Source organism: Hydrogenophaga sp. NFH-34 (assembly GCF_021401345.1).
In the GTDB taxonomy this organism is placed as follows: Bacteria; Pseudomonadota; Gammaproteobacteria; order Burkholderiales; family Burkholderiaceae_C; genus Hydrogenophaga; species Hydrogenophaga electricum.
Window position 1 is genome coordinate 150,133 of sequence record NZ_JACBGE010000005.1, and the last position, 26,017, is coordinate 176,149.

Annotated in this window: 23 protein-coding genes and 1 tRNA gene; 17 read left to right on the forward strand and 7 right to left on the reverse strand. The window is 69.8% G+C overall.

The window, feature by feature from the left end:
- Positions 1 to 10 precede the first annotated feature (10 nt).
- The 5 genes from L0977_RS06580 to L0977_RS06600 all read left to right on the forward strand — a co-directional run bounded on the left by L0977_RS06580 (position 11) and on the right by L0977_RS06600 (position 4,683).
- A complete protein-coding gene (locus tag L0977_RS06580) occupies positions 11 to 907 on the forward strand; it encodes a LysR family transcriptional regulator (RefSeq protein WP_234264053.1) in 897 nt (298 codons plus the stop codon).
- 89 nt (positions 908 to 996) lie between these two features.
- Positions 997 to 1,761, forward strand: coding sequence for a sulfite exporter TauE/SafE family protein (locus tag L0977_RS06585; protein WP_234264054.1), 765 nt, complete (start codon positions 997 to 999; stop codon positions 1,759 to 1,761).
- A gap of 57 nt (positions 1,762 to 1,818) precedes the next feature.
- A complete protein-coding gene (locus tag L0977_RS06590) occupies positions 1,819 to 2,991 on the forward strand; it encodes a benzoate/H(+) symporter BenE family transporter (RefSeq protein ID WP_234264055.1) in 1,173 nt (390 codons plus the stop codon).
- A gap of 34 nt (positions 2,992 to 3,025) precedes the next feature.
- Positions 3,026 to 3,973, forward strand: a complete 948-nt coding sequence (gene gshB, locus L0977_RS06595; protein ID WP_234264056.1) for a glutathione synthase — start codon at positions 3,026 to 3,028, stop codon at positions 3,971 to 3,973.
- 149 nt (positions 3,974 to 4,122) lie between these two features.
- Entirely contained in the window at positions 4,123 to 4,683 is a 561-nt protein-coding gene (locus tag L0977_RS06600; protein ID WP_234264057.1) for a hypothetical protein, read from the forward strand.
- 46 nt (positions 4,684 to 4,729) lie between these two features.
- Here the strand turns inward: L0977_RS06600 and L0977_RS06605 are convergent, their stop codons facing one another.
- The 6 genes from L0977_RS06605 to L0977_RS06630 all read right to left on the reverse strand — a co-directional run bounded on the left by L0977_RS06605 (position 4,730) and on the right by L0977_RS06630 (position 10,474).
- Positions 4,730 to 5,062: an SMR family transporter gene (locus tag L0977_RS06605; protein WP_234264058.1), complete on the reverse strand. Its 333-nt coding sequence runs from the start codon at positions 5,060 to 5,062 to the stop codon at positions 4,730 to 4,732.
- Between the two features lie 160 nt (positions 5,063 to 5,222).
- Positions 5,223 to 6,050 carry an ABC transporter permease gene (locus L0977_RS06610; RefSeq protein ID WP_234264059.1) on the reverse strand — a complete coding sequence of 276 codons (828 nt, stop codon included), beginning with the start codon at positions 6,048 to 6,050 and terminating at the stop codon, positions 5,223 to 5,225.
- 22 nt (positions 6,051 to 6,072) lie between these two features.
- A complete protein-coding gene (locus tag L0977_RS06615; RefSeq protein ID WP_234264060.1) occupies positions 6,073 to 6,960 on the reverse strand; it encodes an ABC transporter ATP-binding protein in 888 nt (295 codons plus the stop codon).
- A gap of 110 nt (positions 6,961 to 7,070) precedes the next feature.
- Positions 7,071 to 8,090, reverse strand: coding sequence for an ABC transporter substrate-binding protein (locus L0977_RS06620; protein ID WP_234264061.1), 1,020 nt, complete (start codon positions 8,088 to 8,090; stop codon positions 7,071 to 7,073).
- A gap of 112 nt (positions 8,091 to 8,202) precedes the next feature.
- Positions 8,203 to 8,967 carry a class II glutamine amidotransferase gene (locus tag L0977_RS06625; protein WP_234264062.1) on the reverse strand — a complete coding sequence of 255 codons (765 nt, stop codon included), beginning with the start codon at positions 8,965 to 8,967 and terminating at the stop codon, positions 8,203 to 8,205.
- A 46-nt stretch (positions 8,968 to 9,013) separates the two neighbouring features.
- Positions 9,014 to 10,474 (reverse strand): MFS transporter, encoded by a 1,461-nt coding sequence (locus tag L0977_RS06630; RefSeq protein ID WP_234264063.1) that lies wholly within the window; start codon positions 10,472 to 10,474, stop codon positions 9,014 to 9,016.
- 81 nt (positions 10,475 to 10,555) lie between these two features.
- Here L0977_RS06630 and L0977_RS06635 point away from each other — a divergent pair, with 81 nt between their 5' ends.
- The 10 genes from L0977_RS06635 (at position 10,556) to L0977_RS06680 (ending at position 23,680) form a co-directional block, all read left to right on the forward strand.
- Entirely contained in the window at positions 10,556 to 11,215 is a 660-nt protein-coding gene (locus L0977_RS06635) for a response regulator (protein WP_234264064.1), read from the forward strand.
- 34 nt (positions 11,216 to 11,249) lie between these two features.
- Positions 11,250 to 12,596, forward strand: coding sequence for an ATP-binding protein (locus L0977_RS06640; RefSeq protein ID WP_234264065.1), 1,347 nt, complete (start codon positions 11,250 to 11,252; stop codon positions 12,594 to 12,596).
- A 273-nt stretch (positions 12,597 to 12,869) separates the two neighbouring features.
- Complete coding sequence (gene fdnG / locus L0977_RS06645) at positions 12,870 to 15,935, forward strand: formate dehydrogenase-N subunit alpha (protein WP_234264066.1); 3,066 nt, start codon at positions 12,870 to 12,872, stop codon at positions 15,933 to 15,935.
- 10 nt (positions 15,936 to 15,945) lie between these two features.
- Positions 15,946 to 16,875 carry a formate dehydrogenase subunit beta gene (gene fdxH, locus L0977_RS06650; protein WP_234264067.1) on the forward strand — a complete coding sequence of 310 codons (930 nt, stop codon included), beginning with the start codon at positions 15,946 to 15,948 and terminating at the stop codon, positions 16,873 to 16,875.
- Positions 16,872 to 17,495, forward strand: a complete 624-nt coding sequence (locus L0977_RS06655; RefSeq protein ID WP_234264068.1) for a formate dehydrogenase subunit gamma — start codon at positions 16,872 to 16,874, stop codon at positions 17,493 to 17,495. Before fdxH ends, L0977_RS06655 begins: the two co-directional genes overlap by 4 nt.
- 186 nt (positions 17,496 to 17,681) lie before the next feature.
- A complete protein-coding gene (gene fdhE, locus L0977_RS06660) occupies positions 17,682 to 18,626 on the forward strand; it encodes a formate dehydrogenase accessory protein FdhE (protein WP_234264069.1) in 945 nt (314 codons plus the stop codon).
- The gene (gene selA / locus L0977_RS06665; RefSeq protein WP_234264070.1) at positions 18,623 to 20,050 is read left to right on the forward strand and encodes an L-seryl-tRNA(Sec) selenium transferase; all 1,428 of its coding nucleotides are present in this window, start codon (positions 18,623 to 18,625) and stop codon (positions 20,048 to 20,050) included. Before fdhE ends, selA begins: the two co-directional genes overlap by 4 nt.
- A 16-nt stretch (positions 20,051 to 20,066) precedes the next feature.
- Positions 20,067 to 22,007 (forward strand): selenocysteine-specific translation elongation factor, encoded by a 1,941-nt coding sequence (gene selB / locus L0977_RS06670; RefSeq protein ID WP_234264071.1) that lies wholly within the window; start codon positions 20,067 to 20,069, stop codon positions 22,005 to 22,007.
- A gap of 14 nt (positions 22,008 to 22,021) precedes the next feature.
- Positions 22,022 to 22,116 (forward strand) — tRNA-Sec (locus L0977_RS06675).
- A 91-nt stretch (positions 22,117 to 22,207) separates the two neighbouring features.
- A complete protein-coding gene (locus L0977_RS06680) occupies positions 22,208 to 23,680 on the forward strand; it encodes a DegQ family serine endoprotease (protein WP_234264072.1) in 1,473 nt (490 codons plus the stop codon).
- A gap of 20 nt (positions 23,681 to 23,700) precedes the next feature.
- Here L0977_RS06680 and L0977_RS06685 read toward each other — a convergent pair whose 3' ends face one another.
- Entirely contained in the window at positions 23,701 to 23,991 is a 291-nt protein-coding gene (locus tag L0977_RS06685; protein WP_442786614.1) for a cysteine-rich CWC family protein, read from the reverse strand.
- Positions 23,992 to 24,008: 17 nt separating this feature from the next.
- On the opposite strand from L0977_RS06685, the gene L0977_RS06690 reads away from it, so the two are divergent.
- Positions 24,009 to 24,764 (forward strand): c-type cytochrome, encoded by a 756-nt coding sequence (locus L0977_RS06690; protein ID WP_234264073.1) that lies wholly within the window; start codon positions 24,009 to 24,011, stop codon positions 24,762 to 24,764.
- On the forward strand, positions 24,761 to 26,017 hold the full coding sequence (locus L0977_RS06695; RefSeq protein WP_234264074.1) for a c-type cytochrome: 1,257 nt from the start codon (positions 24,761 to 24,763) through the stop codon (positions 26,015 to 26,017). The genes L0977_RS06690 and L0977_RS06695 overlap by 4 nt, the downstream gene beginning before the upstream one ends.

A 26,017-nucleotide genomic window follows, 5' to 3' on the forward strand; every position in this document is an offset into this window, starting at 1 on the left:
GAATCGCCCGATGCTCACGCACCGGCAACTGCGCTATTTCGTGGAAATCGTCGACGCAGGCGGCTTCAGCCAGGCCGCCGAGCGGCTGTTCATTGCCCAGTCCGCGCTCAGCCGCCAGGTGCGCGACATGGAACAGACCCTGCAGGTCACGCTGCTGGAGCGCGAAGCCCGCCCGCTGGCGATGACGGCGGCCGGCCGCTCGCTGTACGCGGATGCGCGCCGCATCCTGGCCGCGCTGGAGTCGGCCGCGGCCAACGCGGTCCATGCCCAGCGCGGCACCGAAGGCACCTTGCGGCTGCTGCACTCGAGTTCGGTGCCCCTGGGGGTGCCCATCCTGGCCGCGCTGCGCGCCCACACCGGACAGCACCCGGGTGTGGGCATCGAAGTGTCCCAGGCAGCGTCGGAGCAGCAGGCCGAGGATGTGGCCGATGTGGGCCTGGCCCGCGCTCCCGTGCTGCGGCGCCACGACGGCGTGCATTACCAGCCCCTGTACGAAGAGCCGCTGATGCTGGTATTGCCCGCCGGGCACGCCTTGACCGGCCACACCCGCATCGGCGTCGCCGCCCTGCGGGCGGAACGCTTCGTCGCCACGCCCCACCTTGAGCGCGGTGGCCTGAGCCACCGGGTGGCCGAGCTGTGCCGCGCCCAGGGCTTCCAACCCCAGCCCGCCGCCGTGCGCTCGCGCAAGTGGTCGCAACTGGCGCTGGTGGCGGGGGGCTTTGGCATCGCCATCGTGCCGCGGTCGATGGCCGAACAGGCCCCCGCAGGCGTGCATTGCCTGCCGCTGGACGACCCGCTCGCCGTCAGCGGGGTGCTGGCGATGTGGCGGCACGACGCCCCCGAACTGGTGCAGCGTTTCACGCGGCGGCTGGTGAAATCGTTTCCAGGGGCCACGGCACCGATCTGATTTCGAGATCGGCGCACAGCGCATTCGGTATTGGCCCTCGCGGCAGCGAATCCCTAGAGTCGGCGGGACCGATCCCCGTTCACGCTGCCATGGAATTCCTGCTCGCCTTCCTGCCCCTCCCGCCGGCCGATCTGGCCATCGCCCTGCTGGCCGTCGGCGCGGCCTATGTGATCTTCGGCCTGGCCGGCTTCGGCACCGCACTGGTGGCGGCACCGGTCCTGGCGCACCTGGTGCCGGTGGCCGTGATCGTGCCCTTGCTCGCGCTGCTGGACGGCGCCGCGGCTGCAACCAGCGTCGCCCGCGATGGCGCTGCCGCCGACCGGGCCGAACTGCGGCGCATCGTGCCGGCCATGGCGCTGGGCAGCCTGGTGGGCGCGGCCCTGCTGCTGCTCGGCAGGCCCGATGCCTTGCTGCTGGCCCTGGGCCTGTTCGCCATGGGCTACGGTCTGTACGCGCTCAGCGGGCGCCGGCCCGCCGCGCGCTGGCCGGCGTCGGCCGCCTGGCCGTTTGGCGCGGTCGGCGGCGTGTTTTCGGCGCTGTTCGGCAGCGGGGGCTTTCTCTATGCGATCTACCTCGCCGGACGCCTCGACACGCCCGCGCGCATCCGCGTCACCCAGTCCACCCTGATCGGGCTGGCCACGCTCACCCGGGTGGTGATCTTCCTGCTGGCCGGCGTCTACGCCCAGGGCCCCGTTCTGGCACTGGCGGTGCTGCTGGCGCCCGCCATGCTGGCCGGCAACGCGCTCGGCCGCCGCCTGGCCCTGGGCCTGCCACGCGAGCGCTTCCTGCGCATCATGGGTGCGGTCGTGCTGTGCGCGGGCTGCGCGCTGGTCTGGCGCTACGTCCGGCTGTAGCCCGGGGACTCTGCGCATGGACAACGCCCGGCCAGCCGGTCGCGGCACAATCGCGCGATGTCTTTTTTCCGTGATCTGAACCTCTCGGCCGCCACGGCCGGTTTCGTGGCGGTGCTGGTGGGGTTCACCAGCTCGGTGGCCATCGTCTTCCAGGCCGCGCAGGCCTTCGGCGCCACGCCGGAACTCATCACCTCGTGGATGTGGGCGCTCGGTCTCGGCATGGGCCTGTGTTCGGCCATTCCTTCGCTGATCCTGAAGAAACCGGTGATGGTGGCCTGGAGCACGCCGGGTGCCGCGGTGCTGGCCACGGCCGGGCTGGCCGGGGGCTTTTCCATGGCCCAGGCGGTGGGGGCCTTCATGGCCTGCGCGCTGCTGATCATCCTGTCGGGCGCGACCGGCTGGTTCGAGCGGGTCATGAACCGCATCCCCATGGCCATCGCCTCGGCGCTGCTGGCGGGCGTGCTGGCGCGCTTCGGCCTGCAGGCATTTGCAACGGCGCAGACCGCACTGCCGCTGGTGGTGCTGATGCTGCTGGCCTATCTGCTCGGCCGCCGCCTGCTGCCGCGCTACGCGGTGCCGCTGACACTGCTGGTCGCGGTCGCCTGGGTGGTGGCGCAGGGCCAGTTCAATGCCGGGGCGCTGGTGCTGCAGTGGGCGGTGCCGGTGTTCACCCGGCCCGAGTTCACGTTCAGCGCCTTCGTCAGCCTGGCCCTGCCGCTGTTCATCGTCACCATGGCCTCGCAGAACCTGCCGGGCGTGGCCGCCATCCGCGCAGCGGGCTACGAGATGCCGATCTCGAAAATCATCACCATGACCGGCGTCGCCACCCTGGTGCTCGCACCTTTTGGCGGCTTTGCGCTCAATCTCAGCGCCATCACCGCCGCCATCTGCATGGGCGAAGAAGCGCACGCCGACAAGGCCAAGCGCTACACCGCGGCCGTGGCCTGCGGCCTGATCTACATCGCCATCGGCCTGGTGGGCGCTGCCGTCACCGGCCTGCTGCTGGCCTTCCCCAAGGAACTGGTGCTGGCCATCGCCGGGCTGGCGCTGCTGGGCAGCATCGGCGGCGGCCTGCATGCCGCGCTGAAGGACGATACGCACCGCGAAGCCGCGCTCATCACTTTTCTGGTCACGCTCAGCGGGGTGGTGATAGCCGGCATCGGCTCGGCTTTTTGGGGCGTGGTCGCCGGCGCGCTGGCGCTGTTTGTGCAACAGTACGGGAAGCGGTGAACCCCCAGCGCCCTTCGCGTCGAACCCGATACCCATGAACATTCTTTTTGTCGCCGACCCCATCGAGTCCTTCAAGATTTACAAGGACACCACCTTCTCCATGATGCGCGAGCTGCAGAAGCGCGGCCACCGCGTGGCCAGCACCGAGCCGCGCCTGATGCGCTGGCGCAGCGGGCAGCCGGTGATCGCGCAGGTGCGCCATCTGCAGCTCACCGGCCATGCCGACGACTGGTACACCGTGACCAGCGAGGCGCTGGAGCCCGTGCATGGATTCGATGCCGTGATCATGCGCAAGGACCCGCCCTTCGACAGCGAGTTCTTCTACGCCACGCACCTGCTGGAACAGGCCGAGCGCGAAGGCGCGCGCGTATTCAACAGCCCGCGCGCGCTGCGCGATCACCCCGAAAAACTGGCGCTGATGGAGTTCGCGCAGTTCGCGCCGGCCACCCTGGTCACGCGCAGCGCGGCCGACCTGCGCGCCTTCCACGCCGAGCACCGCGACATCATCCTCAAACCGCTGGACGGCATGGGGGGCATGGGCATCTTCCGCGTCGGCCCCGACGGCATGAACCTCGGCTCCATCATCGAAACGCTCAACCAGGACGGCGCCACCAGCGTGATGGCGCAGGCCTACCTGCCCGAGATCGCCGAGGGTGACAAGCGTCTGCTGCTCATCGGTGGCCAGGTGGCCCCGTATGTGCTGGCGCGCATTCCGCAGGGCAACGAGGTGCGTGGCAACCTGGCCGCCGGTGGCAAGGGCGTGGCCCAGCCGCTGCGCGAGGAGGACCGTGCCGTGGCCGAAGCCATCGCCCCCACGCTGGCAGCCCGCGGCCTGCTGCTGGTGGGGCTGGACATGATCGGCAACAAGGTGACCGAGATCAACGTCACCAGCCCGACCTGCTTCCAGGAAATCAGCGACCAGACCGGCTTCGACGTGCCGGCCATGTTCGTCGACGCGCTGGAGGCCGCGCTGGCCGGCTGAAAGGCGGTGGCGGGCGATGAGCGGTCGCGCCCTCTAGAAAACCCGAATGGTCTTGGCGGGTGACATTTCGCACACTACGCGCTGTCACCCCATCGAGCGGCAGGCAGGCGCTCGGCCGTGTGGCGTTGACCGATTAGGGACAGACGACCATGAGCGAAACGATCGACCTCATCTCCGCCGCCTTTGCCAAGACGGAAACCGGCCAGCAGGAAATCCAGCAGCGTTCGCTGGGCCTGTCGCCCATGGTGCGGCGCATTCTGGTGCTGGTGGACGGGCAGCGCTGCGGCCGGGATCTGGCCACCTTTGCAACGGGCAGCGACATCGCCGCCATCCTCGGCGAACTGGTCGACAAGGGCTGCATCCAGGCCCGGCAGCGTGAGATGCCGGAGAAGTCCGATCGCCGGGTGGTGGGGGCGGTGGCCGAAACACCCTCCGCGGCCAGAGAGGCCGACACTTTCCTGACCCGCTTGCCGCCAGCGGCCGAACGGACTGCGGCCCAGAACGAGATGGCCCGCAACTTCATGATCAACACGGTCAACACAATCTTCGGTCAGCACACCCGCCTGTCGCTGATCGAAAGCATTGCCCATGCCTCGGGCACCGACGGGCTGCGGCAGGCCTTCCTGGGCTGGAAAGAAGCCATGACCGAAAACCGGGCCGGCAGCAAGCGACTGCCGGAGTTCATGGGCAAGCTCGTCGCGGTGCTCTGAACCGCACGCACCCGGTGCCGTGCCGCATGGCGCCTGCGGTGCGGCCTCAGTGGGGTGTGGCGCGTGAAAACAGGTTGAGCACCAGCACGCCGGCCACGATCAGCCCCATGCCGATCAGGCCGGCCAGATCGATCTTCTGCCCATAAAGCACAAACGCCACCACGGTGATGAGCACGATGCCCAGGCCCGACCAGATGGCATAGGCCACGCCCACCGGAATCGTGCGCAGCACCAGCGACAGGCAGTAGAACGCCACCGCGTAGCCGGCCACCACCAACACCGAGGGCCACAGCCGCGTGAACCCTTCGCTGGCCTTGAGGGCACTGGTGCCCACGACCTCGGCCACGATGGCAATCCCCAATGCGAGCCAGCCGTTCACAGCCGTTCACCTCTTCCGCGTTCATCAGGGCCAACGAAGCAAAACCGGCCCGTGTGCACCGCGGAACCGGCTCCGCCGGGCCGCAGGCGCAATTCCCCCGACCCGCGACGCTGGCGCGCCAGCGCGGGGAAAAGCCGCCTCGGGTGGCGCAGGAGGGCGCTCACAGTTTTTCCGTTTCGCCCGCCTTGGGCTGCCAGGTCATCAGGCGCTTTTCGATCTTGCCGACCAGGCCGTCGAGCACCAGCGCGAACGTGGTCAGCACCAGAATGCCCGCCATCACCGTGTTGATGTCGAAGCTGCCTTCGGCCTGCAGGATCAGGTAGCCCACGCCCTGGCTGGACCCCAGGTACTCGCCCACGACCGCACCGACGAAGGCCAGCCCCACCGAGGTGTGCAGCGAGCTGAACACCCAGCTCGTGGCGCTGGGCAGGTAGACATGGCGCAGCAACTGCTTCTGGCTGGCGCCCAGCATGCGCGCGTTGGCCAGCACCACCGGGCTCACCTCCTTGACGCCCTGGTAGACGTTGAAGAACACGATGAAGAACACCAGCGTGACCCCCAGCGCGACCTTGGAACCCATGCCCAGGCCAAACCACACCGCGAAGATCGGCGCCAGGATGATGCGGGGCATCGCGTTCATGGCCTTGATGTAGGGCTCCAGAATGGCAGAGGCCATGGGCGAAAGCGCCAGCCAGAGGCCGCCGGCCAGGCCGCCCACCGCGCCGATGGCGAAAGCCATCACGGTTTCGGCCAGCGTGACCCCCAGGTGCTGGTAGATGTCGGCATCGGTGACGAACCAGGCCCAGATGCGCTCGAAGATGCGCAGCGGCTCACCGAAGAAGAACGCCGCCTGGCGGTCGTTCTCGAACATGAACGGCGGGATCAGCCCTGGCTTGGTCATCGCATGCCAGAACAGGAAGATCAGGGCCAGCAGGCCCAGTTGCCACAGGCGCAGCGTGGCCGGTCTCGGTTTGATCAGGTTCCACATAAGCGGGTGGGAGGCGGCCGCGTCAGGCGGCCTTTTGCAGTTGTTGCTGGTAGCCCTTGAGCACCTCTTCGCGCAGCACGCCCCAGATGGCGGCGTGCAGTTCGAGGAAGCGAGGCGTGGTCTTGACCTCGGCCACGTCGCGCGGGCGCGGAATGTCGATGGCGAACTCGCCGATCGGGTGGCTGGCCGGGCCGGCGCTGAGGATGACCACGCGGTCGCTCATGGCGATGGCTTCGTCGAGATCGTGCGTGATGAACAGCACCGCCTTCCGGCCCGCGCCCCCTTGCGCTGCGCGCTGTCCCCCCGAGGGGGAGCTCGGCGAGCTGGGGGCGGCCCGGCGCTCGCCGCCCTGCCAGAGATCCAGCACCTCGTTTTCCATCAGCTGGCGGGTCTGGATGTCCAGCGCGGAAAAGGGCTCGTCCATCAGAATGATGTCCGGGTCCATCACCAGGGTCTGCGCCAGGCTGGCGCGCTTGCGCATGCCGCCGCTCATCTGGTGCGGGTAGCGGTCACCGAAGCCGCCCAGGCCGACGCGGCGCAGCCATTCTTCGGCCTGGGCCTTGGCATCGCGATCCGCCAGACCGCGGAACTGCAGGCCGGCCATGACGTTCTGCAACGCCGTGCGCCAGGGCATCAGGCTTTCGGCCTGGAACATGTAGCCGGCCCGGGCATTGATGCCCGACAGGGCCTCGCCGAAGATGCGCACGCTGCCGGTGCTGGGCGTCAGCAGGCCGGCGGCCACATTGAGCAGCGTGCTCTTGCCGCAGCCGGTGGGGCCGACCACACTCACGAACTCGCCAGCCCCCACGGTGAGGTCGACGTTCTGCACCGCGGTGTAGCGCTGGCCGGGGTTGTCCTTGCTGACGAAGGTGCAGGCCACGCCCTGCAATTCAATGGCGGGATGACTCATAGAAAAAGCTCTGTCTACCAAATACCCAAGCGGGGAACGCCGCGGAACCGGCTTCGCCGGCCCGCTGGCGTTGTCCCCCTCGCGGCGTCAGCCGCGCAGGGGGGTGTCACTCACCGGTACTTCGCGTTCGCCTTCTTGACGAAGTCGTTGGTGTAGACCGCGTTCAGGTCGATCTTGGCCGCCGCGAGCTTGTCGTCCACGCTGGCCAGGGCCTTGAGCGCGGTCTCGGCGCCCTTGGCCGGGAAGCTGCCATCGGGCGACATCGCCTGCTTGGACGCCAGAAAACCGTCGATGTAGACCGCGCGGTCACCCAGCAGATAGCTTTCGGGCACCACCTTGATGACGTCGCTGCCACCGGCCTGCTGGATCCACTTGTTGGCCCGCACCATGGCGTTGGTCAGCGCCTGCGCGGTCTGCGGGTTCTTCTCGACGAACGACTGCGGCGCGTACAGGCAACCGGCCGGCATCGGCCCCCCGAACACCTGTTCGGCCTCGGCGAGCTTGCGCGTGTCGGTCACGATCTTCAGGTCGCCCGAGCGGGCGAGCAGCGTGATGACGGGATCGAGGTTGGCCATGGCATCGATCTGGCCCGAGCGCATGGCGGCCACCGCGCCGTTGCCGGCGCCCACACCCACGATGCTCACGTCGCTGGGCTTGAGCCCCGCCTTGGCCAGCACGAAATTGACCATCACGTTGGTCGAACTGCCCGGCGCGGTGACGCCCACCTTCTTGCCCTTGAGGTCGGCCACGCTCTTGAAGCTGGGCATGGTCTTGGGATTGACGCCCAGCACGATCTGCGGTGCAGCGCCTTGCAGCACGAAGGCCCGCATGGGCTGACCCTTGAACTGCATGTTGATGGTGTGCTCGAAGGCGCCCGAGACCACATCGGCGCTGCCGCCCACCACGGCCTGCAGCGCGCGCGAGCCGCCCGCGAAGTCGACGATGTTGACGTCCAGCCCCTCGGCCTTGAAGTAGCCCAGTTGCTCGGCAATGGTCAGCGGCAGGTAATAGAACAGGTTCTTGCCGCCCACGGCGATGGTGAGCTTGGGCTTTTCGATGCCTTGCGCCCAGGTGAAACCAGGCAGGGTGGCGGCCGCGAGGCCCCCGGCGATGAGGTGTCGTCTTTGCATGAATCTGTCTCCGTTGTGAACCCCGTCTCATGGCACGGCCATGGGCTGCATGCCCGGGTCCGGACGATGATACCCCCAGCCTCCGCAGCCCCTGGCTGCGGCCAACCCGTACTCAGCCCACGGGCTGGCCGTCGACAAACACCTTGAGTTCACCGGGTGCAAAGGCCGTCCACTGCTCGTTGCGGGTCAGCGGTGTGGTCACGATCACCGCCACCCGGTCACCGGCCTGGTTGATGTCGGCGAAATCGACGGTCCAGTCTTCGTCCATCAGCGTCGCGGCCTGGAACGGGTGCTGGCGGATCAGCCAGTGCAGTTTGGTGCTGCAGTGCGCCCACAGCGCATCCCCATTGGACAGCAGGAAGTTGAAGGTGCCGAAGCGGCTGATCTGTGGCACCAGCTCGCGCAGCGTGAGCGTGAGCTCGGCCACCGAGGGCACGCTGGCGTGCGACTTGGCCAGCTCCTGCATCAGCCAGCAGAACGCGCGCTCGCTGTCGGTGCTGCCAACCGGCAGGAAATGGCTGTGCAGCTTGGGGTGGTAGTCCTTGAGGTCGCCGTTGTGGGCGAACACCCAGTGGCGGCCCCAGAGTTCGCGGGTGAACGGGTGCGCGTTTTCCAGGCAGACCTCGCCGACCGTGGCCTTGCGCACGTGGGCAATGATGTTCCGGCTCTTGAGCGGGTAGCCGCGCAGGAACGCCGCCACGGGCGAGGCGGCCGCACTCTCGTGGTCGATGAACAGGCGCAGGCCCTTGCCCTCGAAGAAGGCGATGCCCCAACCGTCCGCGTGGTGATCGGTCGCCCCGCCACGCTGGCAGAAGCCGGTAAAGCTGAAGGTGGCGTCGGTGGGGGTGGCGCAATTCAGGCCGAGCAGTTGGCACATGGAAGCTATTGTGCCCCGGGCACCGTCCGCCGCGGAGACGGCCACCCTAGCCTTTGTGGCGAGGCTCCGGACGCAACCGCCAGGCGGCCAGCAGGGCCAGGGCGCACACCGCCCCCAGCATCACGAAAGTCTCGTGGAAGGCGGGCATGCGCTCGCCGCCATGGGCCGCCAGACGCCATTCGAGCACGATGCCGCACAGACTCACCCCGGCGGCGCCGCCCAGCATGCGCAGGAAGTTGATGACGCTCGCCCCTTGGGGAATGTCGACATGGTGCAGGCCGCGCATGGCCCCCACGTTGAGCGAGGGCAGGATGAAGCCCAGCCCGATGCGCCCCACGATGGCCCAGAGCACCAGCCAGGTGACCGTCATCCCCGGGCTGCCGCTGCCCACGGTCACCATGAGCACGAACGAGGCCGCCAGCAATGCCAGGCCCAGGCTGACCAGCCGGTGCGTGGGGTGGCGGTCGGCCAGGCGGCCCACCAGCGAAATCGTCACCGCCAGCACCAGGCCCGCCGGCAGCAGGATGGTGCCGACGAACGCTGCCGACATGCCCAGGCCCATCTGCATGAACACAGGCAGCAGGTAGGTGGAGCCGAACAGGGCCGTGCCGTAGATGAACGCCACCACGCTGCCCATGGCGAAGCGCCGGTCGCGGAACAGCGTCAGGTTCATCAGCGGCGCCGAAGCCCCGGGCGTCCGGCTGCGCAGCATGTGCCGCTGCAATGCCACAAAAGCCAGTAGGGCAATCACCGCCCCGCCCAGCAGGGTCCAGGCCATGACGGCCGTGCCCCCTTTGAGCTCGACCAGGCCGTTGAGCAGACACAGCGTGCCGGCCGAGGCCAGCAGCAGGCCACGCCAGTCCAGACCCGCCCCCTGTCCCGCCATCGCCCCGCCCGGCGCATTGACCGGCACGAACCGGCGCGCCAGCCACAGCGAGGCCAGACAGAACGGCACCACCATGAAGAAGATGGAGCGCCAGCCGAAGGCGTCGACCAACAGGCCGCCGATGCTGGGGCCGATGGCGGGCGCCAGCACCACGCCGGTGCCGAAGATGCCGCTGGCACGCCCCTGCTCACCCGGCTCGAAGGCGCGCAGGATGATGATGGCCGGGATCGGCTGGACCACGCCGGCCGCCAGCCCTTCGGCCACCCGCGCCGCCAGCACCAGCGGGTAGTGCTGAGCAAAGCCGCCCGCCAGGCCGCCGGCCAGCAGCAGCCACATGCAGCCCGCGTAGGTGCGCCGGTAGCCGTAGCGCGAAAGCAGCCAGGGCGTGGTGAGCATCGACACGGTCATGGCCGCCATGAAGCCCGAGGTGACCCACTGCGCCCGCTCCTGGCCCAGGTTGAAGTGCTGGCTCATGTCGGGAATGGCCACGTTGACGATGGTCGACGACATGACCGAGGCCATGGTGCCGATCATCACCGACAGCAGCAACAGCCAGCGGTAGCGGGCACCATGGCGCGCCCGCAGGGCAGCGATCGAATCGTCGGAAGGATGGGGCGTCATAGGGGCAGGCAACGGCGGCGTAGCTTATCGCCGTTTGCGCCCGGCCACCGCATAATTCCGCCAACCCTTGGGAAAACCACCATGCGCCTGCTTCTGGTCGAAGACGACACGATGATCGGAGAAACCGTGCTCGACCTGCTGCGGGCCGAGCACTACGCCGTGGACTGGGTGCGTGACGGCGATGCCGCCGACACCGCGCTGCGCACCCAGAGCTACGACCTGGTGCTGCTGGACCTGGGCCTGCCCCGGCGCGACGGCCTGACCGTGCTGCGCGACCTGCGCGCCCGCCGCGAGCGCGTGCCGGTGCTGATCGCCACCGCCCGCGACGCCCTGAGCCAGCGCGTCGAAGGCCTTGACGCCGGCGCCGACGACTACGTGCTCAAACCCTACGAGCTGGACGAGCTGCTGGCGCGCATCCGCGCCCTGCTGCGCCGCTCGGCCGGCCGGGCCGAGCCAGTCTACGACCACCAGGGCGTGAGCATCAACCCGGCCACGCGCGAAGCCAGCGTGCATGGCGAACCGGTGGTGCTCTCGGCACGCGAATGGGCCGTGCTGGAGCCGCTGCTGGCCCGCCCGGGCCTGGTGCTCTCGCGCGCGCAACTGGAAGAGAAGCTCTACGACTGGAAAAACGAAATCAGCAGCAACGCGGTGGAGGTCTACATCCACGGCCTGCGCAAGAAGCTGGGAGCCGATCTGATCCGCAATGTCCGCGGGGTGGGCTACATGGTGCCCAAGCAGTGACGCGCCCGCTGCCCTGCCCATCCGCCACGCACGCATGCTGCGACCGCTGACCTCCCTGCGCGCCCGGCTGCTGTGGTTCGTGCTGCTGGCCATCCTGGCCACGGCGCTGCTGCAGGCCACCCTGGCCCTGCGCGCCGCCCGCGCCGAGGCCGACACCATCTTCGACTACCACATGCAGCAGGTGGCCCAGTCGCTGCGCGCCGGCCTGCCCCAGGGTCTGGCGACGGGCGTGCTGCCCCTGCCCCCGGAGGAGCAGGACTTCGATTTCGTGGTCCAGATCTGGACGCTGGACGGCAACCTGATCTTCCAGTCGGCCTCGCGTGCCGAACTGCCGCCCCGCGCCGTGCTGGGTTTTGCCGAGGTGGACGCCCACGGCACCCAGTACCGGGTGTATTCGGTGCTCACCCGCGGACTGGTGATTCAGGTCGCCCAGGACATGGCGGTGCGCGAGCGCATGGCCAGCGAACTGGCGCTGCGTACCGCGGTGCCCATCCTGCTGCTGGCGCCCATGCTGATGCTGTTGGTGGGCTGGCTGGTGGGCACTTCGCTGGCGCCCGTGAACCGCGTGCGCCAGCAACTGGCGGCCCGCACCGCCGACGACCTCACCGCCGTGGCCGAAACCGCGCTGCCCGACGAACTGCAGCCCCTGGTGCACGAATTCAACGGCCTGCTGCAGCGCCTGTCGTTGGCGTTCGAGACCCAGCAGCGCTTCGTGGCCGATGCGGCGCACGAACTGCGCTCGCCCCTGGCCGCCCTGAAGCTGCAGGTCCAGGGCCTGCGCCGGGCTGGTGACGAGGCCACCCGCGAGCGGGCCCTGCAACGGCTGGACGCCGGCATCGACCGGGCCACCCGCCTGATCGAGCAGTTGCTGGTGCTGGCCCGCCAGCAGGCCCGCCAAGCCGAAGGCGCCCCCGCCCAGCCGCTGGCGCTGGACGAGCTGGCGCGGCAGGTGGTGGCGGAAGCGGTGGCGGCGAGCGGGGCCGACGTGGGCGTCGACGCCCCCGCCGACGGCCGCCCGGCCAGGGTCATGGGCCACCCGGAAGCGCTGCGCATCCTGCTGCGCAATCTGCTGGAAAACGCCCTCAAATACGCCCCGCCCGGGGGCCGCGTCGACGTGCGCGTGCAGCCCGCCGGGCCCGCAGACAGCCCGGCGGCCGTCTGGCTCAGCGTGGAGGACAGCGGCTCCGGCATCCCGGAAGGCGAACGCGAGCGGGCGCTGGACCGTTTCTACCGGCTGCCCGGCACCCCGTCGACCGGCAGCGGCCTCGGCCTGGCCATTGCCCAGGCGGTGGCGGCGCTGCACGGCACCCATCTGCAACTGGACACCTCGCCGGCGCTGGGTGGGCTGCGCGTGCGGGTCTGCCTGCCGGCCGCGGCCTGATTGCCCCGCGGGCCGGGCTGGCCGCCCACGGTTTTCCACATTGACGAAACGCGTGCTCGGTATAACATCGTCAGCGCAATCCGCTCCCGTGCCAGACCACTGCCCGCGCCGCCGCCCGGCGCCCCGCAGGAGCCCCTTCTGGACCCGCCCGGTTGCTTCGAAAGGAAACCGCGCGCTGCGGTCCGCCAGCCCCTGGCCCGACCAGCCTGCCTCATTTCACCAGAAGCCCACGATGAAGCACCCATCCTCATTCCCACCCCCGGAGGTTCCGTCATGGACATGAACCGCCGGCATTTCTTCCGCGTCAGCGGGGCGGGCCTCGTCGGCTCCAGCCTCGTGGCCATGGGCTTCTCGCCCGCCACCGCGCTGGCCGAAGTCCGCCAGTTCAAGCTGGCCTCCACCACCGTCACCCGCCAGACCTGCACCTACTGCTCGGTCGGCTGCGGCATCCTGATGCATTCGCTGGGCACAGGCGGCAAGAACGCCAAGGCGTCGGTGATCCACGTCGAAGGCGATCCGGACCACCCGGTCAACCGCGGCACGCTGTGCCCCAAGGGCGCCGGTCTGCTGGACTACATCAACAGCCCCAACCGCCTGCTGTACCCCGAGTACCGCGCCGCCGGCTCCAAGGAGTGGCAGCGCATCTCCTGGGACGAGGCGCTGGACCGCGTGGCCAAGCTGCTCAAGGCCGACCGCGACGCGAACTTCCAGGCCACCACGGCCGACGGCCTGACCGTCAACCGCTGGCTCTCCACCGGCATGCTGGCCGCTTCGGCCTCCAGCAACGAAGCCGGTTACATCACCCACAAAGTGGCCCGTTCCTGGGGCCTGCTCGCATTCGACAACCAAGCCCGTGTCTGACACGGCCCGACGGTGGCAGGTCTTGCCCCGACGTTTGGCCGTGGAGCGATGACGAACCATTGGGTCGACATCAAGAACGCGGACGTTATTCTGATCATGGGCGGCAATGCCGCCGAAGCGCACCCCTGCGGCTTCAAATGGGTCACCGAAGCCAAGGCGCACAACAAGGCGCACTTCATGGTGGTGGACCCGCGCTTCAACCGCTCTGCCTCGGTGGCGGACTTCTACGCGCCCATCCGTTCGGGCTCGGACATCGTTTTCCTCGGCGGGATCATCCATTACCTGCTGAGCAACGACAAGATCCACCACGAGTACGTTCACAACTACACGGACTTCAGCTTCATCGTCCGTGACGACTTCCAGTTCGTGGACGGCATTTTCTCGGGCTACAACGAAGAGAAGCGCAGCTACGACAAGAAGAGCTGGGACTACGAGCTGGGCGAGGACGGTTACGTCAAGACCGATCCGACGCTGCAGCACCCGCGCTGCGTCTACCAGCTGATGAAGCAACACTACGCGGCGTACACGCCCGAGAAGGTCGAAAGCGTCTGCGGCACACCGAAGGAAAAATTCCTGCACGTGGCCGAGAAGTTCGCCTCCACGGCAGTGGCCGGGCGTGCGGCCACCATCATGTACGCCCTGGGCTGGACCCAGCACTCCATCGGCGCGCAGATCCTGCGCTGCGCGGCCATGGTGCAGCTGCTGTGCGGCAACATCGGTGTGGCCGGCGGCGGCATGAATGCGCTGCGCGGGCACTCCAACATCCAGGGCCTGACGGACCTGGGGCTGTTGTCGGCCAGCCTGCCGGGCTACCTGTCGCTGCCGGGCGAAAAGGAACAGGACTACCAGCAGTACATCACCACCCGCACGCAGAAACCGCTGCGCGCGGGCCAGATGAGTTACTGGCAGAACTACCCCAAGTTCCACGTCAGCCTGATGAAGGCCTGGTTCGGTGCGGCGGCCACGGCCGACAACCAATGGGCCTATGACTACCTGCCCAAGCTGGACAAGCAGTACGACATGCTGCAGATCTTCCAGCTCATGAACGAGGGCAAGGTCAACGGCTACATCGCGCAGGGCTTCAACCCGATCGCGGCGCTGTCCGACAGCAACCGCCTGCGCAGTGGCCTGGCCAAGCTCAAGTTCCTGGTCGTGATGGACCCGCTGGCGACCGAAACGTCGGAGTTCTGGCAGAACTTCGGCGAGTTCAACGACATGGACCCGTCGCAGATCCAGACCGAGGTGTTCCGCCTGCCCACGACCTGCTTCGCCGAAGAAGAAGGCGCGGTGGTCAGTTCCTCGCGCGTGCTGCAATGGCACTGGAAGGCAGCCGAACCGCCGGGCGAGGCCAAGACCGACGTGGCCATCATGGCCGGCCTGCACCACCGCCTGAAAGCGCTCTACGCGAAGGAAGGCGGGGCCTTTCCCGACCCGATCCTGAACCTGGACTGGAAGTACGCCGAGCCCGACCACCCGAGTTCCGAGGAGATCGCCAAGGAGTACAACGGCAAGGCGCTGGTCGACCTGACCGATCCGGCCGACCCCAGCAAGGTTCTGCGGCCGGCAGGCCAGCAGGTTTCCGGCTTCGGTGAACTGCGCGACGACGGCTCCACCGCGTCGGGCTGCTGGATCTACGCCGGCGCCTGGACGCAGGCGGGCAACCAGATGGGCCGCCGCGACAACAGCGACCCCACCGGCATCGGCAACACGCTGAACTGGGCCTGGGCCTGGCCGGCAAACCGGCGCATCCTGTACAACCGCGCGTCGGCCGACCTGCAGGGCCAGCCGTTCAACCCGCACCGCAAGCTGGTGGGCTGGAACGGCAAGAGCTGGAGCGGGGCCGACGTGCCCGACTTCGGGGCCACGCTGGCACCGGAGACGGGCGCCGGGCCGTTCATCATGAACCCGGAAGGCGTGGCGCGCTTCTTCTCCCGCAAGGGGCTCAACGAAGGACCGTTCCCCACGCACTACGAGCCGTTCGACACGCCGCTGGGCTACAACCCGATGCACCCGGACAACGCCAAGGCCACGTCCTCACCGGCAGCGCGCGTGTTTGCCAACGTCTGGGACACCTTCGGCAAGGCGGCGGACTACCCGCACGTGGGCACCACCTACCGGCTGACGGAGCACTTCCACTACTGGACCAAGCACTCGCTGGTCAATGCCATCACGCAGCCCGAGCAGTTCGTCGAGATCGGCGAGGCGCTGGCGGCGGAGCTGGGCATCCGGGCCGGAGACCGGGTCAAGGTCAGCTCCAAGCGCGGCCACATCAAGGCCGTGGCCGTGGTGACCAAGCGGATCAAGGCCATGAAGATCGAGGGCAAGAACATCCACCACGTCGGTATTCCGATTCACTGGGGCTTCAAGGGCGTGACCAAGCCCGGGTTCCTGGCGAACACGCTGACGCCTTTCGTGGGCGACGGCAACACGAATACGCCGGAATTCAAGACCTTCCTCGTGAAGGTCGAGAAAATCTAGGAGACGCAGGATGTCATTGCAATCACTCGATATCAAACGCCTGTCCGCCACCACCACACCGGCTCCGCAGGCGCGCTCCCCGCAGTCGGGCGAGGTGGCCAAGCTCATCGATGTCTCCAAGTGCATCGGGTGCAAGGCCTGCCAGACCGCCTGCATGGAATGGAACGACCTGCGCCAGGAGCCGGGCCACAACGTCGGGGTCTACGACAACCCGGCCGACCTGACCGAAAACGCGTGGACGGTGATGAAGTTCACCGAATACGAGAACGAGGCCAGCGGCAACCTGGAGTGGCTGATCCGCAAGGACGGCTGCATGCACTGCGAAGACCCGGGCTGCCTCAAGGCCTGCCCGTCGCCGGGCGCCATCGTGCAGTACACCAACGGCATCGTGGACTTCCATGAAGAGCACTGCGTGGGCTGTGGCTACTGCGTGACCGGCTGCCCGTTCAACGTGCCGCGCATCAGCAAGAAGGACCACAAGGCCTACAAGTGCACCCTGTGCTCGGACCGCGTGGCCGTGGGCCGCGAGCCGGCCTGCGTCACCACCTGCCCGACCGGCGCCATCATGTTCGGCACCAAGAAGGCGATGAAGGACCAGGCCGATACGCGCATCGCCGACCTCAAGGAACGCGGCTTCGACCAGGCCGGCCTGTACGACCCGGCCGGTGTCGGCGGCACGCACGTCATGTATGTGCTGCACCACGCCGACAAGCCGTCGCTGTACGCCGGCCTGCCCGATGCGCCGAAGATCAGCCCCATGGTCAGTCTCTGGAAGGGCATGGCCAAACCGCTGGCCATGGCCGCCCTGGGAGCCGCCGCGCTGGGCAGCCTGTTCCACTTCATCACCAAGGGACCGAACGAGGTGTCCAAGGAGCTGGAGGACGAAATGGACCGCAAGGACCGTGAGGCCGAGGCCGGCACCCAGGAGGACGCACGATGAGACGCAATCCCCGCGACCTGGTCCGCTACACCGCGGGCGAACGGGCCAACCACTGGGTGGTCGGCATCTGCTTCATCCTGCTGGCGCTCTCGGGCCTGGCCTTCTTCCATCCGGCCTTCTTCCCGCTGACACAGCTGTTCGGGGGCGGGCCGTGGACGCGCATCCTGCACCCCTACATCGGGGTCGTGATGATGCTGTTCTTCGTCATCATGGCGCTGCGCTTCTGGCGTCTGAACGTGATCGAGCCGCGCGACGTCGAATGGCTCAAGAACGTCAACAAGATGGTGGACGGCAACGACCACGACATGCCCGAGCAGGGCAAGTACAACGGCGGTCAGAAGGTCCTGTTCTGGGGCCTGGTGGTCGGCATGGTGCTGCTGCTGGTGTCGGGCGTGCTGATGTGGCGCGCCTGGCTGAATCTGCCGGTGGACGTGGTGCGCATCGCCTCTGTGGTGCACGCCATCGCCGCCGTGTGGATGATCGGTCTGATCATCATGCACGTGTACGCGGCCATCTGGACGCGCGGCACCATCCGCGCCATGATGTACGGCACCGTCACCCGCGCCTGGGCCAAACAGCACCACCGCGGCTGGTACCGCAAAATGACCGGGGATAATTAACCCCCCCTGCGCCGCTGACGCGGCTTCCCCCCTCCGTAGCGCGCCGCTGCGAGGCGCTTCGAGGGGGGACAGCGCCTGTGGCCCGGCAAAGCCGGTTCCACCGCGCCCTCGATTTGGCGCTTCTTTATTCGTTGCGGGTCTTCGATTTGAGGGCGGTGGCTCTGTGTTTTTTGGGATCAACTGAACGTGCAACGCATTCTCCAGCCCGGTGATATCGAAGCCCTGGACCGCACCAGCCTGCTGCGCGTGCGGCTGCCGCAACCGGTCAGCCTGTTCGCCGACCGGGCCGCGCGCCTGGCGCAGAAAGCCGAAGGCCACCCCATTGGCGACTACCTGCGCTTCCTGGCCCACATCGTCAAGGCCCAGCAGGCCGCGGCGGCCCAGGTCCGCACCCGCGCGCCCGACGCTGCGCTGATCGCCCAGGCCTGCCAGCACGGCATGCCGCTGATGCCCGCGGCCGGCCACATCGACCCGGCCTGGCAGGGCGTGCTGGACCTGCTCATCGGCGCCGCCCGCCAGGCCCCGGCCCTGCCGCCCGCCCTGGCTCCGGTGCTGGACACGCTGCGCGACCTGCCGGCCGACGCGCGCGACGCCCTGGCCCGCCGCGTGCTCGCCGGGCTCTACACCGAAGCCCACGACCTGGCGGCCGCCCCCCTGGTCATGGCCGCGCTGCAGGTGGTGTTTGCCGACCGTGCCAGCCGCCTGAAAGACAGCGACATCCCTTACGCCGACCCGGCCACCATCTGCCCCGTGTGCGCCACGCCGCCGGTGGTCAGCGTGCTGCGCATCGGCGCGCGCGAGGCCGGCCTGCGCTACCTGCACTGCGGCACCTGCGGCACCGAATGGCACATGGTGCGCGTCAAGTGCAGCCACTGCGAATCCACCCGGCATGTTCGCTACCAGGGCCTGCAGGACGGCGACGCGCACACCGACGAGGTCGTCACGGCCGAAACCTGCGGCGACTGCCGCACCTACCGCAAGCTGGTCAACCAGGAAAAAGACCCGCTGGCCGAACCGCTGGCCGACGATCTGGCCTCGCTGCTGCTGGACCTGCTGATGGGCGAAACCGAATTCCTGCGCGCCAGCATGAACCCCTTGCTGCCCATGAGCGACGCCGGAGCGTCCGCGTGAGCACCCCGACGCCCACGCTGCGCCTGCCGGCGGTGGACCGCGTGCTGTCGGCGCCGGCGCTGCAGGCACTGACGGCCGAACACGGCGGCCACGCCACCACCGAGGCCGTGCGCGCCACGCTGGAGGCCCTGCGCCCGGCGGCCCTGGCCGGCCAGCTGACACCGGCACAGATCGAGCCGGCGGCCCTGGCCGATGCCGTGGCCCAACGCCTGGCCGCGCGCTTCGCGCCGCGCCTCAAGGCCGTGTTCAACCTCACCGGCACCGTGCTGCACACCAACCTGGGCCGCGCCCTGCTGCCCGACGCTGCCGTGCAGGCCGTGGTGCAGGCGCTGACCACGCCCGCCAACCTCGAATTCGACCTCGCCACCGGAGGCCGGGGCGACCGCGACGACCTCGTCAACGACCTGCTGCGCGAGCTCACCGGCGCCGAAGCCGCCACCGTGGTGAACAACAACGCTGCGGGCGTGCTGCTGACGCTCAATGCGCTGGCCTCGCGCAAGGAGGTGATCGTCTCGCGCGGCGAACTGGTCGAGATCGGCGGCGCCTTCCGCATCCCCGACATCATGGCCCGTGCGGGCGCGAAGCTGGTCGAGGTCGGCACCACCAACCGCACCCACGCCAAGGACTACGCCGAGGCCATCACCGACCGCACCGCGCTGCTGATGAAGGTGCATTGCAGCAACTACGCCGTCACCGGTTTCACCAAGAGCGTTCCCGAAGCCGAGGTGGCCGCCATCGCCCACGCGCGCGGCCTGCCGCTGGCGGTGGACCTGGGCTCGGGCACGCTGGTCGACCTGGCGCAGTGGGGCCTGCCGCACGAAGCCACCGTGCGCGAGACGATCGAAGCCGGTGCCGATCTCGTCACCTTCAGCGGCGACAAGCTGCTGGGCGGGCCGCAGGCAGGGCTGATCGTCGGCCGCCAGGACCTGATCGCGAAGATCAAGAAGAACCCGCTCAAGCGCGCGCTGCGCGTGGGCAAGCTCACGCTCGCCGCGCTCGAACCCGTGCTGCGCCTGTACCTTGCACCCGATCTGCTGCCCCAGCGCCTGACCACGCTGCGCCTGTTCACCCGGGCGCCGGCCCAGATGCGCGCCCAGGCCGACGCCCTGCTGCCCCCCCTGCAGGCCGCGCTGGGCAGCGGCTACACCGCGAGCAGCGCCCCGATGTTCAGCCAGATTGGCAGCGGCGCGTTGCCGGTCGACAACCTGCCCAGCCACGGCCTGTGCATCGCCCCGGCCAGCGCCCGCCGCGCCGGCCGCGCGCTGGCCCGGCTGGAAGCCGCGCTGCGCAGCCTGCCGCGCCCGGTGATCGGCCGCATCGCCAGCGATGCGCTGTGGCTGGATCTGCGCTGCCTCGAAGCCAGCGACGAAGCCGCCTTCACCGGCCAGTTGCCCCGGCTCGCCGAAGCCCTGGCCCAGGCCTGAACGGCCGGCAGCGCCCATGATCATCGGCACCGCCGGCCACATCGACCACGGCAAGACCGCGCTGGTGCGCGCGCTCACCGGCGTGGAAACCGACCGCCTGCCGGAGGAAAAACGCCGCGGCATTTCCATTGAACTGGGTTACGCCTACCTGCACGCCGACGACGGCTGCTCGCTGGGTTTCGTCGACGTGCCGGGCCACGAGCGCCTGCTGCACACCATGCTGGCGGGCGCCACGGGCATCGCCCACGTGCTGCTGGTGGTGGCCGCCGACGACGGCGTGATGCCGCAGACGCGCGAACACCTGGCCGTGGTGGCCCTGCTGGGTGTGCGCCAGGGCAGCGTCGCCCTCACCAAGATCGACCGGCTCGACCCGGCCGCGCGCGCCGATCGCCTGGCCGCCGTGCAGGCCGAGGTGCAGGCGCTGCTGGCCGCCACGGCACTGGCCGGCGCGCCCCTGTTTCCCGTCTCGGCCCACACCGGCGAAGGCGTGGCGGCCCTGCGCGAACACCTGCTGGCCACCGCGCGCCTCCACGACCCCGCGGCCGGCACGGCCACGCCGGCCCCCGGCATCGGTTTCCGCCAGGCGGTGGACCGCGCCTTCACCCTGGCCGGCACCGGCACCGTGGTCACCGGCACCGTGGCCGCCGGCCACGCCGGGGTGGGCGACGAGCTGCAGCAGGTGCCGGCCGGGCGGCCCGTGCGCCTGCGCGGCATCCACGCGCAGAACCGGCCTGCGAAACGGGCCGACCCGGGCCAGCGCTGCGCCCTGGCGCTGGCCGGTGTGGACAAGGACGAGATGCACCGGGGCGACTGGGTCTGCCACCCCGCCATCGCGCTGACCACCACCCGGATCGACGTGCAGATCAGCCTCTGGCCCGACGAGGCCAAGGCACTGCGCTCGGGCACGCCGGTGCACATCCACCTGGGCACCAGCGACCGGATGGGCAGCGTGGTGCTGCTCGACACCGACACGCTGGCGCCCGGCCAGCGCGCGCTGGCGCAACTGGTGCTGCACGGCAGCGTGGCCGCCTGGCACGGCGACCGCGGCGTGCTGCGCGATGCCGCCGCCAGCCGCACCCTGGCCGGCGTGCGCGTGCTCGACCCGTTCGCGCCCCAGCGCTACCGCCGCACCCCCGAGCGCCTGGCCGCGCTGAACGCCCTGGCGCTGCCCGACCGGGCCGAGCGTCTGGCCGCGCTGCTGGCGCAGGCGCCGCTCGGGCTGGACCTGCGCCAGACCGCCCGCGCCGAAGGCCTGGTCACGCCCGACGCGCTGCCGCTGCCTGCGGGCACCCTGCAACTGGAGCGGGGCGAACTGGCGATCACCCCCGCCGCCCTGGCCGCCTTGCAGGCCGGCGTGGTGGACCGTCTGCGCACCTTCCACGCCGGCGCGCCCGACGAAATCGGCCCCGACAGCCGGCGTCTCAGGCGCCTGGCGGCGCCCCGCGCCAGCGACGCGCTGTGGCAGCACGCCATCGACGACCTGGTGGCCCGCCAGGCCATCGTGCGCAGTGCCCACTGGCTGCACCTGCCCGAACACGAAGCGCGTCTGAGCGAGGCCGAACAGGCGCTGGCGCAGCGGCTGCTGCCCGCCCTGCTGGCGGGGGGCTTCGATCCGCCCTGGGTGCGCACCCTGGCCCAGGACCTTGGCTGTGCCGAGACGCTGGTGCGGCAGACGCTGGCGCGCATGGCGCGGCGCGGCGAGGTCTTCCAGGTGGTCAAAGACCTGTACTATCCGATCCTGACCCTGGAGCAGTTGGCCGGCCTGGCCCGCGACTGCCAGAGCGGTCCCCGGGGCCTGCAGGCGGCCAGCTTCCGCGACGCCAGCGGGCTCGGCCGCAAGCGGGCCATTCAGGTGCTGGAGTTCTTCGACCGCGTCGGCTTCACCCGGCGCGTGCGCGACGAACACCTGCCCCGCCCCGGGACCACGCTGTTCGGCCACCCCGCGGGCCCGGACTGACGCTCACGCACAACGGAAGGGAAGCGTCCCCGGTGGGATGCCCGGGCTTCAAACCCGGCGGGTTGCGCCAAGCGCGGCCGGTGGGTTCGACTCCCTCTCCCTTCCGCCACGATGGCCCCGGCCGTTCCATTAAGTCCGGTCTAAGCGAGTGCGCCCACATTGAAGTCCTGTTCAACCAACGGCTTCCCCCAGGAGCGCACATGGACCTCAAGACCCTCACCCCCACCCGCCTCGTTCTGGCCCTCGCAGCCGCCGGCGTGATCGGCGGCGCGGGCGCGACCTACTTCACGGGCACGCACGCAGGCGCCACCAGCCAACCGCCGGTGGCCACCCTGACCGCACCGGCACCCGCGACCATCGCCGGCACACCCGACTTCGCACAGATCGCCGCCCACCAGGGCGCGGCCGTGGTCAACATCAGCGTCAGCGGCCTGCGCAAGACGGCCGACGAAGGCGCCACCAGCGCCCCGGGCATCGACCCCAGCGACCCGTTCTACGAGTTCTTCCGGCGCTTCCAGCAAGGTGAGCAGACACCCAGCGAACAGCCCGTGCACGCCCAGGGATCGGGCTTCATCGTCAGCCCCGACGGCCTGATCCTGACCAATGCGCACGTGGTGCGCGATGCCAGCGAGGTCACGGTCAAGCTCACCGACCGGCGCGAATTCCAGGCCAAGGTGCTGGGCGCCGACCCCAAGACCGACGTGGCCGTGCTGCGCATCGATGCCCACAACCTGCCCACCGTGACGCTGGGCACCACACGCGACCTGCGCGTGGGCGAATGGGTGCTGGCCATCGGCTCGCCGTTCGGTTTTGAAAACAGCGTGACCGCCGGCGTGGTCAGCGCCAAGGGCCGCTCGCTGCCCGACGACAGCCTGGTGCCCTTCATCCAGACCGACGTGGCCGTCAACCCCGGCAACTCCGGGGGGCCGCTGTTCAACGCCCGCGGCGAGGTGGTCGGCATCAACTCGCAGATCTACAGCCGCTCGGGCGGCTACCAGGGCCTGTCGTTCGCCATTCCCATCGAACTGGCGAGCAAGGTCAAGGACCAGATCGTCGCCACCGGCAAGGCCAGCCATGCGCGTCTGGGCGTGACGGTGCAGGAAGTCAACCAGGCGCTGGCCGACTCGTTCCGGCTCGACAAGCCCGAGGGCGCGCTGGTCTCCGGCGTGGAACCCGGCGGCCCCGCCGAGAAGGCCGGCCTGAAGGTGGGCGACGTGATCCTGCGCCTGAACGGCCAGTCCATCGTGGCCTCGGGCGACCTGCCGGCGCTCATCGGCCAGGCCGCGCCTGGCGACAAGGTGGCGCTGGACGTGGTCCGCCAGGGCCAGCCCCAGACCATCGACGCCCGGCTCGGCGACGCGGCCACGCCCAAGAAGACCGAGACCGCCGCGGCCGGCAGCAACTTGGACCAGGGCCGCCTGGGCCTGGCCCTGCGGCCTCTGCAACCGCAGGAAAAGCACCAGGTGGGCGTGGACGGCCTGGTCATCGAAAACGTGGCCGGGGCGGCGGCCCGGGCCGGCGTGCAGCCCGGCGACCTGCTGATGGCCGTGAACGGCACACCCGTGCACAACATCGAGCAGGTGCGTGCTGCGGTGGCCAAGGCCCAGAAGTCTGTGGCGCTGCTGATCCAGCGCGACGGCGACCGCATCTTCGTGCCGGTCCGCCTGAGCTGAATCCGCCCCGGGCCCGCGCCTCAGCCGCCGGCGGCCGGGGCGCAAGCCGACCCGCTGACGGCCGACGCCGCCACACAGCGCGCGCAGATGCAGGCCTGGCCGCGCGTCTGCGCGGGCAGCCGGGCCAGCAGGTCGGCGCTGAAATGCTGGTCCATGCACCAGCAAGGCCCCTGCGGCACACCGGTGGCGCGCTCGATCTCCATCGCGCAGCGGTTGTCGCCCCCACACAGCGGGCAACGGGCGGGATCGGGCAAGGGAGCGGCGTCGGTCATGGTCAGGCTCTCGGGCGACGGAATGGCGGGGGGCTCCATGGTATGGTCTGCGGCCCATGCTGCGATACCGGATTCCCTTTCTGGCTCTGGGCCACTGCCTGGCCCTGACGCTGACCCTGCTGACCGCCCCCGCCGTGCAGGCGGCCGGGCCGACCGATCCCCACACCGTGCCCGACACCCTGGCCCAGCGCCTGCAGGCCTGCACGCTCTGCCACGGCAAGGAGGGCCGGTCGACCAACAGCGGCTACTTCCCACGCATCGCCGGCAAGCCCGCCGGCTACCTGTACCACCAGTTGCTGCACTTCCGCGATGGCCGGCGCAACAACGCCGGCATGACCGCGCTGCTCGACCACCTGAGCGACGGCTACCTGCGTGAGATCGCCGACCACTTCGCCAACCTGGACCTGCCGTACCCGCCCCCACCGCCGCCCGAGGGCAGCGCCACGCTGCGCGCGCGCGGCGAACAGCTGGTGCGCCAGGGCGACCCGGCCCGGCAACTGCCCGCCTGCACGGCCTGCCACGGCAGCGCCCTGACCGGCGTGCGCCCGGCCGTTCCCGGGCTGCTCGGTCTGCCCCGCGACTACCTGCTGGGCCAGCTGGGCGCCTGGCAAACCGGCCTGCGCCAGGCCTTCGCGCCGGACTGCATGGCCGACATCGTCCGCCGGCTGTCGCCCGAAGACGCCTCGGCCGTGGCCAGTTGGCTGGCTGCACAACCGGTGCCCGTGCCGGCCCACCCGGCCCCGCCCGCGACCCAGCCCCTGCCATTGCGCTGTGGCCTGGTACCCCATGCCGCGCCGGGAGCCCGGCCATGACGCGCCCGCTGAAGATCGCACTGGCCGTGCTGGGCCTGGCCGTGGCCCTGCTGGCCGTGCTCGTGCTGCTGGAAATGCGCGCACCGGCCCTGCCGGCGGTGCCGGCAGACACGCCCGCCGCCCCGTCCGCGCAGGTGGCGCGTGGCGCCTACCTCGCGCAGGCCGGCAACTGCATGGCCTGCCACACCGCCCGGGGCGGCCAGCCGTACGCGGGCGGCCACGGCGTCGCCACCCCGTTCGGCACGGTGTTTGCCAGCAACCTCACGCCCGATCCCGCCACCGGCCTCGGCCACTGGTCGGCCGAGGCTTTCCGCCGCGCCCTGCACGAGGGCCGATCGCGCGACGGGCGCCTGCTCTACCCGGCCTTCCCCTACGACCACACGACCCGCTTGAGCGACGCCGACACCGACGCGCTCTACGCCTTCCTTCGCAGCCTGCCACCGGTGGCCCAGGCCACACCGCCCCACACCCTGCGCTTCCCCTACAGCACCCAGGCTGCCCTGGCGGTGTGGCGGCTGCTGTTCTTTGACGCCGGCCGCTTCGAGCCCGATCCGCAACGCAGCGCCGCGTGGAACCGGGGCGCTTACGTGGCCACCGTGGCCCATTGCGCCGCCTGCCACACCACGCGCAACGCCTGGGGTGGTCCCGCAACGGTCTGGGGCGGCAACCGGATGCCCGACGGGCGCTGGTGGGCGCCCTCGCTGCGCGACCCGCGCGAGGCCGGCGTGCAGCACTGGAGCGAAGACCAGATCGTCGCTCTGCTGCAGGGCGGTCAGACCGCGGATGCCAGCGTGCTGGGCCCGATGGCCGAGGTGGTGTTCCACGGCACCCAGTACCTGCACGGCGACGACCTGGCCGCCCTGGCCGGTTTTCTGCGCACCCTGCCCACCGACAGCCGCCCGGCGCCACCTTTCGAGCCGGCCGACCCGGCCCAGCGCGCGCTGGGTGAGCGCCTGTACGGCCAGCAGTGCGCGGCCTGCCACGGCGACGCGGGCCAGGGGGCCGCAGGCGCCTACCCGGCCCTGGCGGGCAACCGCGTGGTGCAGATGGATTCACCGGTCAACACCCTGCAGGCCATCCTCAGCGGCGGCTTCGCCCCCGCCACGGCGCGGCATCCGCAACCCTACGGCATGCCCCCCTTCCGCACGCTGCTCGGCGATGGGGAAGTGGCGGCCGTGGCCAGCTTCATCCGCCAGAGCTGGGGCAACCAGGCTGCGGCGGTGGCGCCGCTGGACGTGCAGCGCGTGCGCTGA